This is a genomic window from Paenibacillus turicensis (genome assembly GCF_017873435.1).
Lineage (GTDB): Bacteria > Bacillota > Bacilli > Paenibacillales > Paenibacillaceae > Fontibacillus > Fontibacillus turicensis.
This window is the reverse complement of the sequence record NZ_JAGGKG010000008.1, coordinates 153,270-165,647: the sequence shown is the minus strand read 5'-3', so window position 1 is coordinate 165,647 and position 12,378 is coordinate 153,270. Positions and strand designations below refer to the sequence as shown.

Annotated in this window: 11 protein-coding genes; 5 read left to right on the top strand and 6 right to left on the bottom strand. The window is 40.1% G+C overall.

The genetic code is table 11. The features are described 5' to 3' along the window. Window positions 1-339: 339 nt before the first annotated feature. Entirely contained in the window at window positions 340-870 is a 531-nt protein-coding gene (locus J2Z32_RS10360; RefSeq protein ID WP_210089081.1) for a hypothetical protein, read from the bottom strand. 313 nt (window positions 871-1,183) lie between these two features. Here J2Z32_RS10360 and J2Z32_RS10355 point away from each other — a divergent pair, with 313 nt between their 5' ends. From J2Z32_RS10355 to pepT, 3 genes are all read left to right on the top strand, one after another. After that, the gene (locus tag J2Z32_RS10355) at window positions 1,184-2,227 is read left to right on the top strand and encodes an LLM class flavin-dependent oxidoreductase (protein ID WP_210089080.1); all 1,044 of its coding nucleotides are present in this window, start codon (window positions 1,184-1,186) and stop codon (window positions 2,225-2,227) included. Between the two features lie 68 nt (window positions 2,228-2,295). Then, the gene (locus J2Z32_RS10350) at window positions 2,296-2,667 is read left to right on the top strand and encodes a hypothetical protein (RefSeq protein ID WP_210089079.1); all 372 of its coding nucleotides are present in this window, start codon (window positions 2,296-2,298) and stop codon (window positions 2,665-2,667) included. A gap of 33 nt (window positions 2,668-2,700) precedes the next feature. Then, window positions 2,701-3,957 carry a peptidase T gene (pepT, locus tag J2Z32_RS10345; RefSeq protein ID WP_425342993.1) on the top strand — a complete coding sequence of 419 codons (1,257 nt, stop codon included), beginning with the start codon at window positions 2,701-2,703 and terminating at the stop codon, window positions 3,955-3,957. 132 nt (window positions 3,958-4,089) lie between these two features. On the opposite strand, the gene J2Z32_RS10340 is transcribed toward pepT, so the two are convergent. Next, the gene (locus tag J2Z32_RS10340; RefSeq protein ID WP_210089078.1) at window positions 4,090-6,108 is read right to left on the bottom strand and encodes a methyl-accepting chemotaxis protein; all 2,019 of its coding nucleotides are present in this window, start codon (window positions 6,106-6,108) and stop codon (window positions 4,090-4,092) included. Window positions 6,109-6,388: 280 nt separating this feature from the next. Between J2Z32_RS10340 and J2Z32_RS10335 the strand changes: the two genes are divergently transcribed. Then, window positions 6,389-7,774 (top strand): helix-turn-helix domain-containing protein, encoded by a 1,386-nt coding sequence (locus J2Z32_RS10335; RefSeq protein WP_210089077.1) that lies wholly within the window; start codon window positions 6,389-6,391, stop codon window positions 7,772-7,774. A 91-nt stretch (window positions 7,775-7,865) separates the two neighbouring features. On the opposite strand, the gene J2Z32_RS10330 is transcribed toward J2Z32_RS10335, so the two are convergent. The 4 genes from J2Z32_RS10330 to J2Z32_RS10315 form a co-directional block, all read right to left on the bottom strand. Beyond that, window positions 7,866-8,972 carry a TFIIB-type zinc ribbon-containing protein gene (locus J2Z32_RS10330; RefSeq protein ID WP_210089076.1) on the bottom strand — a complete coding sequence of 369 codons (1,107 nt, stop codon included), beginning with the start codon at window positions 8,970-8,972 and terminating at the stop codon, window positions 7,866-7,868. A 16-nt stretch (window positions 8,973-8,988) separates the two neighbouring features. Further along, window positions 8,989-10,080 (bottom strand): SPFH domain-containing protein, encoded by a 1,092-nt coding sequence (locus tag J2Z32_RS10325; RefSeq protein WP_210089075.1) that lies wholly within the window; start codon window positions 10,078-10,080, stop codon window positions 8,989-8,991. A gap of 227 nt (window positions 10,081-10,307) precedes the next feature. Further along, complete coding sequence (locus J2Z32_RS10320) at window positions 10,308-10,934, bottom strand: nitroreductase family protein (RefSeq protein WP_210089074.1); 627 nt, start codon at window positions 10,932-10,934, stop codon at window positions 10,308-10,310. 98 nt (window positions 10,935-11,032) lie between these two features. After that, on the bottom strand, window positions 11,033-11,473 hold the full coding sequence (locus J2Z32_RS10315) for a MarR family winged helix-turn-helix transcriptional regulator (RefSeq protein ID WP_210089073.1): 441 nt from the start codon (window positions 11,471-11,473) through the stop codon (window positions 11,033-11,035). Between the two features lie 119 nt (window positions 11,474-11,592). On the opposite strand from J2Z32_RS10315, the gene J2Z32_RS10310 reads away from it, so the two are divergent. Beyond that, the gene (locus J2Z32_RS10310) at window positions 11,593-12,312 is read left to right on the top strand and encodes a 3-ketoacyl-ACP reductase (protein WP_210089072.1); all 720 of its coding nucleotides are present in this window, start codon (window positions 11,593-11,595) and stop codon (window positions 12,310-12,312) included. Window positions 12,313-12,378 lie beyond the last annotated feature (66 nt).

Below are 12,378 nucleotides of genomic sequence, written 5' to 3'. Positions count from 1 at the left end.
CTGATGTATTAAGTTCAGCCCGCTACGCATTTATCCCACTCTTTTCTTAAAAATAGGTATAAGCAACTATGCCTAAAATACTAGTATACTAAAAAAAATCACCATAGGCGTGTTCATCCTTAAATACCTATTCTATTATCAGCCTAAAAAATACTTTCAATACCACTTTTGTGACTATTTATCTTCACCCAAAATCCCCTTTTAATCAGTATATAGCGAAAAAAATGAGCGTCAAGATGGGCATGTTATTTCAAATCCAATCATAAAAAAAGCACAAACAATCAGGAAGGGATGCTCCTGAAGCCTGTGCTTCTAATTATAGCTTATTTTCTCCCCTCATTAAGGGACATACTGTTGAACAATTGATGTAATTACACCGTCTTGAATTTTAATATGGTAAGGGAAATTACTTAAATCTAAATTTTCATTGTCAGCAAAGATTTTATTAAATTTAGCCAACGTAATTTGTTCATTTGCTTGAATGTCCATATCCTCAAGCTGGCCAGTACGATCATAAATTTGCATCATCACTGTTGCATCTGGAGAGACAGTATACGTTTCTAAAGGCTTATGGTTGTTCACGATATAATAGCCATCTGGTGGCCCATCAAGACCAGCATCTGGTTCATGCGTTGCAAAAGCTTTACGTGCTTCTTCACCTTGATACCATTCAATTGGCTCTATCGTCAATGTTGTTCCAGAAGCATCCGTACTTATTTGATTAATATATACTGTCTTTGTCACTTCAGTAATTTGTTTAACTGTTGGGGTAACATCTTTATAATCAGATGCTTTTGTATTTGAAAGTAAAAATGGTGTCATCACCACAATCATCAATATTGACAGACATGTTTTTATCCATTTATTCATGTCATGTACCACCTTTCTAGTAGAAGGTTAAACTGCTTTATAGTCATTACCCTAATTAGCATCATCATAAACGAGATGGATATGTATTTATATCTCTTATGCCATCCTTCTCCTTCATTATAATGTGCAGCAAATGTGAATTGGTCACAATCGCTTTAAAATAAAATGACAAATTGTATTAATTGTAAGTGCATTCAGCACGCTCTGTCATTTAAACAAAGGACTCTTGGAGTTGAAGTTAGTCACTTACTTTTGGTATGATATAAATTGTAAACAATTAATTGTGTAACTAATAGACAGGGAGGCTTTATAAGTGACAGATCAAGCTAAAAATCATACATCCAACATATTAGCAGGTACACCCATTTCGATTCTCGATCTTGCCCCAGTAACTGAAGAAGGAAGTGTGGCCACTTCTTTAAAAAATACAATTGACTTAGCACAACATGCAGAACGTTGGGGTTATCATAGATATTGGTTGGCAGAACACCATAATATGCCCGGAATTGCGAGCTCCGCAACTTCGATTGTAATCGGACAAGTCGCCGCACATACCAAGCAGATTCGTGTTGGCGCTGGCGGAATTATGCTACCTAATCATTCACCTCTTGTTGTGGCTGAGCAATTTGGCACCTTGGAAAGCTTATTTCCAGGTAGAATTGACTTAGGCTTAGGGCGCGCACCAGGCTCAGATGGCGCTACCTCTCAAGCGCTACGCCGAGGGCCTGGAAGCAATGGACAGGATTTCCCTGAACGTCTTCGTGAGCTTCGCGCGTATTTCCAGCCTGATCCTCATGCCCCTTCTAGAGTAAGGGCCATTCCTGGTGAAGGTTTAAATATTCCCATCTGGCTACTTGGCTCTAGTGGCTTTAGCGCAGAGTTGGCTGGTCGTTTGGGCTTGCCTTTTTCATTTGCTAGCCATTTTGCACCTGAATATTTAATGCCAGCACTTGACTTGTATCGTAGTCATTTCACCCCATCTGAGGTATTAGATAAACCACATGTCATGATAGCAGTGAATGCCGTCGTAGCGGATACGGATGAGCAGGCTAAATATTTAGCGACTTCACAGCAACAGCAGTTTTTGAATCTAATCCGAGGAAAAACAGGAAGACTTCAACCGCCAACGGACGATATGGATTCTTTATGGAATGCACAAGAAAAGGCACTGGTTCAAGGTAAATTTAGCTTTGGAGCTGTAGGTAGCCCTAACACGGTTGCTGCGAAGCTAGAATCACACTTGGAACTAACGGGAGCAGATGAGATCATCCTATCCGCACAAATATATGATCATACAGCACGTTTACATTCCTATTCATTATTAGCAGAAATATTCGGGAACACTACTGAGGTATGATTTAAAGCATTTCATGGTGCATGTTATAATTAAGGGATTACATTGTCTTTTGAAAGGAGCTTGGAAGTATGGATCCCGTAACGATGATTGCAGCCAGCTCATTAGCTATCACACTTCTGCTTACAGTTAAAGTTATTAGTTTGCAAAGACAACTTCATATTGTGCAAAAGCAATTAAGAGATGTGCTTGTCTATGGCACCTCCAATGTATCGACAGGAAACGTGCCAAAAGGAACTCCAACCTATACTTACGAAGACCAGGCAAGTCATACTTTAGGCAATGGTCCTTTAATTGTAAATGCACACTTACAAGCCGAGCTTCGCACACTGGTAGAAAATGGACAAAGCATTCGTGCGATCAAGAAGCTACGTGAAGCAACAAATTTACCGTTGATTGAAGCAAAGCGGATGATAGACCAATTAGAGGTTCAAATTAAATAATATAACTAAATGGAGAAAGAAGTGTGCTAAAAAATGAAGCAGCAATTGAAAGAAGAAATTGTAGAGGACCTGAAGCAACGCTTTATTTCATATGCAAAAGTAAATACACAATCTAATGAGGATAACTCAACTTGTCCTTCTACTCCTGGGCAAATGACGTTGGCTCACCAGCTCGTGAAGGAGCTGAACGAAATTGGCATGGAGGATGTCACTGTTGATCCCTATGGATACGTGATGGCAACCTTACCCTCAAATACAGAAAAGGAAATACCCGTTATTGGCTTTTTAGCCCACTTGGATACATCACCTGATTCCTCTGGGGAAAATGTTTCGCCACAAATTGTAGAAAATTACGACGGACAAGAGATCCTTTTAAATGCTGCATTAGGTGTTAAGCTTTCTCCTGCTGACTTCCCTAATTTGCACAACTATAAAGGACATACCTTAATTACAACAGATGGGACTACTTTACTTGGTGCAGATGACAAAGCAGGGATTGCTGAAATTATGACAGCCATGCATTATCTGATTAAGCATCCTGAAATTAAGCATGGTAAAATTCGCGTTGCCTTTACACCTGATGAGGAAATTGGACGTGGACCTGAGAAGTTTGATGTTGCAGCGTTTGGTGCTACATACGCCTACACCGTGGATGGTGGACCTGTAGGAGAGCTTGAATACGAAAGCTTTAATGCTGCAGCAGCTACATTGACCTTTCAAGGGGTTAGTGTACATCCTGGAACCGCCAAGAATAAAATGGTGAATGCCTCTAAGCTAGCTATGGAGTTTCACTCGCTGTTGCCTACGGCTGAATGTCCTGAGCAGACAGAAGGCTACGAAGGGTTTTATCATCTGACAGATATATCCGGTAACGTTGAAGCTGCAACTTTAAAATATATTATTCGTGATTTTGATCGCACTGCCTTTGAGCAGCGTAAAGCACTGATTGAGCAAACTGCTAAGCAGCTTCAAGCTAAATATGGAGAACATACCATTACCGTGCAAATTAAAGACACCTACTACAACATGCGCGAAAAAATTGAACCTGTGTTTGAAATTGTAGAGATCGCCAAAGGTGTGCTTGAAGCGTTAAATATCACGCCGATTATTCAGCCAATTCGCGGAGGTACTGACGGTTCCCAGTTATCCTACATGGGACTACCTACACCTAACATTTTTACAGGTGGGGAAAATTATCATGGTAAATATGAATTTGTGTCCTTAGATAACATGGTGTTAGCTACACACGTTGTCATTGATGTAATCAAAAGGTTTGAAGCACAAGGATAAGTTTAGTCTAAGAAGTTTAGTCTAAGTCTTGGGATTTCAAGGGTTTAAGCCTTTTCTAGACATAAAAGTGGTGGATGATCGGAAGCAAGTGAAGCTTCTTAGAACATCCACCACTTTGTTTAATTAGATTGCTTAGATTTTGAATGAAGTAATCATCTGTTGTAGCTTAATTGCAAGGTGAGCTAACTGTTCGGATGAAGATGAAATTTCCTCCATCACCGCCATTTGTTCCTCCGTAGCTGCTGAAGTGGTCTGTGCGCCATCTGCAGAGCGTCGAGACACACTAGCCAGATTCGTTACTGTCGCTGAAATCTCTTCTGTACTCGCTGAAATTTGCTGAGCTGCTGCCGAAATATCTTGGATCTGTTCTGAAATTTGCAGCGTAGAATTTTCGATATTTTTAAATACTGATTCTGCGTCTTGGCTCACCTCTAACCCAGCACCAACCTCCTGACGAACGTTACCGTTCATCATCTCACTGGTTTTATCGATAAGATCAATCATTTGTCCAATTGTCTCCCCAATGTGACTTGCTGTATCACTCGACTGCTCAGAAAGCTTCTGCACCTCGCTTGCAACAACAGCAAATCCACGTCCAGCTGCACCAGCACGTGCTGCCTCAATTGCAGCATTCAAGGCTAACAAATTCGTTTGTCTTGCAATATCCGTAATGGCTTTATTCATTTGGACAGCAGATTCCGATAAATGCGAAAGTCCATTGACCATCTCTGTCGATTCATCCACCGCGATAAGGATTCGGTTCATCTGCTCCTTCACCTTTCCAATCGCTTTACTTCCTACCGCGACATCTTGCTCTGTCTGCTCTGCTGAGCTCACAATTGAGGCAGCAGATTCTGCAATAGAGCCAACTCCCTTTGCCATTTCCTCCACAGCATCTGCCGTCTGGGCTGCCCCTTCTGCACCTGTACTAGATATTTCCGCGGTTTCTTGCATTGTCTCTGCGACATGCTGAATCGATAATGCCGTCTGCTCTGTACTTTCCTGAATGGTTCGTGATGAATCTGCTAGCTGGGACGAGGTTACCTGTGTTTCCGCTACAACCTGACGTAAGGACTGCGCCATTTCGTTGAAGCTATTGGCAAGATTACCAAACTCATCATGATTTTTCAGTTCAATTCTAGCAGTTAAATCGCCATCTCTTATACTTGTAGCACCTAATGTTAGCTTCTTCATAGGGACAGAGAACGTACGAACCATCATAATAATGATGCCCGCTGATAATACGATTGAGGCAGCAATTACAATTAAGCTTTTTAACAAAATAGGCGCTGCTGCTGCACGATAGTCAGCTATATCACTGAGTCCTATAATTCTCCAACCTGTTGTTTCATCAATAATCGTGAACATTTCCATCTCTTTATCTTGATACACAATATTTTTTAAGGAAGTGTTTGCCCCGGCATTGGGGTCCCGCTCTAAGCCTTCCAGCACCATGTTAGGCGCTAATCCATCAGCAAATAGCTTCCCTGCTCCTGTCACCACTTTATCACTATTGGTAAGTACTACAAGTGATCCAGAATCTCCGATTTTTACATCCTTTAAAGTATCCATAAGCCGACCTAAGTTTAAGCTCTGTCCAACTGAACCCTTGCCATCGGTAAATGCCATGCCCATCGTTACAATTAATTTACCAGAAAATCTACCTATCGTTGGCTCTCCAAAGGAAATTTTACCTGGTGATTTAACACTGTCCTGATACCAAGGCTGTTCCCGAGGATCATAATCTGTTCTCGTTGTTGTAGGTGATCGTAAGGATTCTCCATTTTCATTACCTAAAATGATTCCATCTAATTCACTATGTGCTTTTAATATCGTATCTAGACGTGCCTGAACCTCATCGCCACCCCGAGGATCACTCTCATCAAATTCAGTTGCAAATAGCATACCATTATTAATTACAGCAGTAATATACTGCTTAATTTGTTCTTGGACTAGCTTCATGCTATTTTCTATCGCTTCCGTCATTTGTTTCCTGACTTCATCTTTTGCACTTTGATAAGATACATATCCTATTAAGCCACTGGGGATCAACAATACAATAAGCAAAGAAGCAATAAGCTTGGTCTTAATGAGCGTAAGCTTTCCTCTTATACCAAAATACTGTTTTTGTGAGCTCTGTCGTTCATTCATATAGACAACTCCCTTCCCTTTAAAGCAGACCTCTAATTAAGGTCTCTGCTATACTTCCTATTTCGACATTTCAAGTCAAATTATGAATAAGGAATTTAGTAGGTTGGGCATGAGAGAATTGTCAAATCTGTGTCATAGAAAAAAGGGAAAAAAGAAAAAAATAAAACGAGGAAAATAAAGGAGTTTACCCATTATGTAAAGAAATACAATATTACCAAATACATTCCTGTGTCGTTAAATATAAACTTTTATCGAAAGTAGCTACAAAGGTGGTGATTGTTTGACACAGAATAATATAATAACCTCTGAATTAGAAAAATTTATGAAGGAGCACGGTTACACCTTTCAATACTTTTCAAAGCTTACGAAAATTAATGTAGGGACATTAAGTGCATTGGTAAATGGCAACCGCTCCCTTGCTATGGGGCAGCTTGATAAAATTACAGCTGGAATGGGACTACCTCCGGATGCATTTTATGATGCGTATATAGACGATTTCTTTTTGCATTCTCCACCAAATTGGCGCCGATTGAAGCCCTTTTTGTACCGTTGTGCAGAGCTCAATCGAATTGATTGTATCGAGCGGGTCATCGGACTTACGATGGATACACTCGCCTACATCCCTCAACTGTTTGAGACGGCGGAGGACTTTTTTAGGCTTGATTATTACGACGCATCACGGATACTCTACAAGGTGATTGCTGAATGTGAAAAATATCAGCGTTCAGAGCGCTTAGCGTTATGTCAATATCGCTTATTTTTATTAAGTATTGGCGAGGATTACACTGAAACTGTCAGAGCTGCCGCCATATTTGAAAACTATATTGATAATTTAAGTGAAGAAATTGAGCTTGATGCCATCAAGGACTTAGCAACAACATATCTGAGACTAAAGGATTGGAGCCGACTGGATCTTTTAGCGGAAAAGCTTACGATAAAGGCGCAATCGTATTACCAGTACAAGCACCATTCTTCTAAGAAAAACTCCTTTACTCTTAAAATAAAACAGCCTCTGTTTTCATATATTTTAGAGGGGTATTATTTAAGAGCTAAAGTATGTGGACAGCAACAAAACTATGAAATGGCGCTACATTATACAACATTATATAGGAATTTAGAATGTGTGGAGGATCATGTAGAGGAAGCTGAGACTTGGATTAACTATTATAGAGAACGTGCAACAATCGATACGTTCCAGTACCAGCTTATGATGGGTAAAATTCAGGTATTATCTACCTATTTAGATTATATTTCTAATCAAGAAAGTGAAATACTCCCTGCATTAGTCATTATTGTTCAAGCGGCTAACAAATATAACTTTGAAATTGAGCCCATTCTTCACCGTTTTCAAAGTTATTTGTTAAGCTTAGACGTAGAGCAATTGATGCACATGAGCCAAACTTCATTAGATGATGCTTACATTTCATTTTTTATTGAACTAGCTAGTTTTTATATTGAAAAAGGAAGCTATGCGGAAGGGATCAAATGTATTTTAGATGGGCTCACCTTAGCTATTCGCTTTAGTCAAGCAGGGGAGATTATAAAATGTGTAACATTATTTGAAAAATATCGTAATTTAACCTCAAAAAGTGAACAAAATCGCTATCATCATTTAATTTGTGCCGTATCTAGCCATCATGAATCTAAGCCTGTAGTTTCTGTGTAATCACTTGAGCTAACCATAAAATACAATGAGCAGTGCCTAAAATGCTAGCCTGATATTAGGGACTGCTCTAATATATTATTGTATTCCTCTTCTACTCTGCTTGCTTAACTAACCATACGATAAGAAGCGTAACGGCAATACAAGCCAAGACAAAAAAGGTAATTTTCCAAGCACTTTTAGGTGCCCTGCCTGACACATCACCTGTTTCACCGTTTACCATATATCGATATTGCTTATCCTTATACGTGTACACAGCGTTCCAGACTGGCAATAAAATATGCTTATAGGTCTGGTCAAAATAATTCGTTTTTATTCGCAATCCACGTACCTCATCACCGCCGATGATAGAACGCACACCCGATTCAATTCGTCGATCCATCTCATGACAGGCTTGATTCCAGCCATCCTTTAAAGAAACAGAATAACGCTCGGCAATGAAGCCACTCAAATATTGAGGCTGATACGAATGCAAGCTCTTCAAATTAAAGCCACCAATTTTACGTAGCAAAGCATCATCATAATGACTAGAAGCAGGAATCAACACATCATCATAAAATTGTCGATATACCCCACTAGCATGATGCCATACCGTATAACGTACACGTTCCTGATAGGTCTCTACCTTCCCATTCACTGTACGTGTTCGTGTTTCGTAACGATAGTGGTAGACGCCTACCTCTGCAGAATACGCGGAGGAGCTATCAGCGTCATAAGTCCAAAATGGAATATAAATTCCATTTAAAGTTGTATTTAAATGCTGACGTTTAAAATCATTGGGGGCAAACCAACGCTTTTTCTTCCAATTTCTAAAGGAAGCCAACGCCTCCTCTTTAGACAGACGGAAAGGCATAAGCGATTCAGGGCGAATCGTACTCTCAACATGCTGCTGAGGCAATACCTTAGGCGAACCACAAAAAGGACATAATAATGCACTTTGTAGCCCATCCACGACCATCTGTCCCCCACAATTTGTACATGAGATCACTTGTTCAGAAATATCCCATTCTGCCGCCGCAGATAACTCCATGTTAGCAACATTTAGCTTATATTCTGCGGGTTGATCTAAAATAGACTCTATGCTTTCTTCTCGTCCGCAATACTGGCACTTTAAGCTTTGGCTCTCTGTATTAAATAACATTTGACCGCCACAGCTAGCACAAGGAAACATCGATGACGCTGTATTGGGTTCACTCGTCATAAATCATCGTTCCCTTCTATTGCTTACTGCCACACCCTGAGCAAAATTTTGCATCTACAGCTAGCTTCGTTCCACATTCTTTACAAAAACTAGCGACAGGTCTTTGAGTACCACAATGAGAGCAAAATTTATCCTCTGGCTTCATCGATGTTTGACAGTTACCACACGCCACTTCACCCTGCACATTTGGAGCTGCATTGACATTAGGTTGCTCTGATGGCTGTACTGGTGGGATGTTACCACCTTGTGCGTTTGGATTTAATGCCCCTTGCATCATTTGTCCCATTGCCATCGCCGCGCCCATACCAGCACCTGCACCTGCTAACCCACCACTAGTATTGTTCGCTGATTCACGAATCGCTTCTGCGGTCTGATACTTCATATATTGATCTAAATTGCCTGCAATGTTCATTGAAGATTTACGATCAATCATTGCCTCAACTTCTGGTGGTAAAGATAAGTTTTCAATCACAAAACCTGTAAAAGCAAACCCTAACTCACGAAAATGAGATTCCAAGCGTAATGCAATGCCTTGGCTCAGCTCTTCATAACGTGTAGCAAGATCAATGACAGGAATTTGTGATTCCGCCAAGGCGTCACTCAACGTAGAAATCATTAACGTTTTAAAGTAACCATGAATATTATCTGGCGTAAACTGTTCGTTACTCCCAAACAAGGAACGCATAAATAAAGCTGGATCACTAACCCGATATGAATAATTGCCGAAGCCGCGAACACGTATTGCTCCCAGCTCAGGATCACGCATAATTACTGGATTAGTTGTCCCCCACTTCTGGTCTGTAAAGATCGCAGTGCTCACAAAATAAACATCTGCCTTAAACGGAGAGTTAAAGCCATATTTCCAAGATTTTAGCCCTGTTAAAAGTGGCATATTTTCAGTTTGTAATGTATGTCTACCTGGTCCAAATACGTCGGCAATAACCCCTTCATTCACAAAAATAGCCGCTTGAGCCTCACGCACAATAAGCTGTGCGCCCATTTTTATCGCATTATCGTAAACTGGAAATTTGTAAACAATGTCCCCTGCTGTATTGTTCCATTCGATAACTTCAATAAATTGACCTTTCAAAAACGAAAAAAGACCCATATGTTATTCATCCTTCCCCTCTTCGATGTGATAACACTACTATTTATTACTTTCTAACTTAATGCTTACTCTGAGCTGGTTAATATCCTCTAGTATACGTCAATTCTAGTAAATTTGACAAAAGCGGACATGGCTAAATTCTTTCCATGTCCGCTTAGATATAACAATATGAACAATAAGATTGTCCCGTTACATTTATATAATAAACTTGATTTAAAATTGACCACTTACATCATTTTAACAAATTCACCCACAGGCTTACGGTAACCACGAGGACGAGGTCTTGAGGTATCCTCTTTTCCAATAGCTACAAGCAGCACTGGTTCATAGTCATCGGAGATATCCAATGCACTTGTCAGTGCCGTAGCATCAAAGCCAATCATTGGGCAAGTATCCCAGCCTTGATCCTTGGCAATCAGCATAAGCTGCATCGCAGACAAGCTAGCATTACGAATCGCTTCATCACGCATGAAGTCTTCACCACGCGCTGCATATTCATGACGAACGATTTCAACCTCGCGATCAAACTCCTGCTTGCTCAGAATACCTAAATTCAGCATACCCTCATTGAGCTTTTCCACATCTTCATACGCTCTTTTATTACCTAATACGACGATGACTGCGGAAGACGTTAATATTTTGTATTGCTTATAGGCTGCCTCGTATACTTTTTGTTTATTTTCCTCTTCACGCACAACGATATAATTACCATGCTGTAGATTATAAGCAGAAGGCGCAAACTTGACTAAAGAGAAAATTGCATCAATTTCTTTATCTGTAATTGGTGTATCAGGGATAAACTTGTTAGCAGAACGTCTTGATTTCACTAAATCGGTAAATGATGAATTACTCAAAATGATTCCCCCTAGGATGTAAACTTCTTAATGACTAGTTTATCACTTGTCCATATTTTGGAACTGTGATAATTCCAACAATATATAGGCATTTATACCTAAGATTGCTCTTGCGCTGCTTTCCCTAACTTTTTCAGTAAGGCCGTTGCGATTTTTTTCTCTTCTAAGGAAAGTCCACTCACTGCCCTTTCAATCGCTTGAACATGTTTAGGAAAATTACGCTCAATAAACTGGCTACCAGCAGGCGTAACCTCCGCATAAATTAAACGTCTATCCTCGCTAGAAGCCCTACGCTTAACAAACCCCTTTTTCTCTAGCTTATCTACGACATATGTAATGTTACCGCTACTCATCAACACCTTGTTTCCGATCTGCTGAATAGGCTGAGGTCCTTTATGATGTAACAATTCTAACACTGCAAATTCAGTACGTGTCATGTCATTTTCCCGTATATCTTGATCCGAAATGGCATTTACCCATTGGTTAGCTCTTGATAATGCAATAAATAAATCCAATGCTTCATTACGATTTGGACTCATATTTTCACCCCGTCATTAAGTATCTTAATATTAAGATAAATCAATACCGTGTTGATGTCAAATTATTTATAATGGTAAGCTATGGGTGAAAACTATTATGTTGATGGAGGCGATCCAGCTTGTCACTAAAAAATAAAAATGCCATTATCACTGGAGCAGGAAAAGGAATCGGAAAGGCCATCGCCATTGCACTTGCAAAGGAAGGGGTAAATCTCGGCTTAATTGCTCGTACTACCGCTGATTTAGAATCATTACAGCAGCAATTACAGCAACAATATGGCGTTAAGGTTGAAGTTGCTAGCGCAGATATTGCTACCTATACAGAAGCAGAATTCGCGGTTCAAAAGCTTACCAATGCGCTTGGTTCTGTGGATATTTTAATTAATAATGCTGGCGTTGCTCAGTTGGGCACTGTCGCTGAGATGGACATTGCAGATTGGGAGCGTATTATCCAAGTGAATCTAATGGGAACGTATTATGTGACCAAAGCGGCTTTGCCTTTTTTACTAGAGCAAAAAAGTGGAGATATCATCAACGTAGCATCCACTGCGGGTGAACGAGGGTTCGCAACAGGCTCCGCGTATTGTGCATCCAAATTTGCTTTAATGGGCTTTACGGAGTCACTTATGCAGGAGGTTCGTAAATCTAACATTCGTGTCGTAGCATTAACACCAAGTACTGTGAATACTGATCTTGCTGTCAATGCAGGGCTTAAAATCGGAGATGAGGATCGGATGATGCAACCTGAGGATGTAGCAGAGCTTGCACTTGCCACCTTGAAGTTACCACCCCGTGTATTAGTGAAAACAGCAGGAATTTGGACCACAAATCCACAATAATTTCAGATTAAACACTTACATTATTTAATGATTCAGCAAGCTTCTCTATAAAAAACTCGCTCTAGT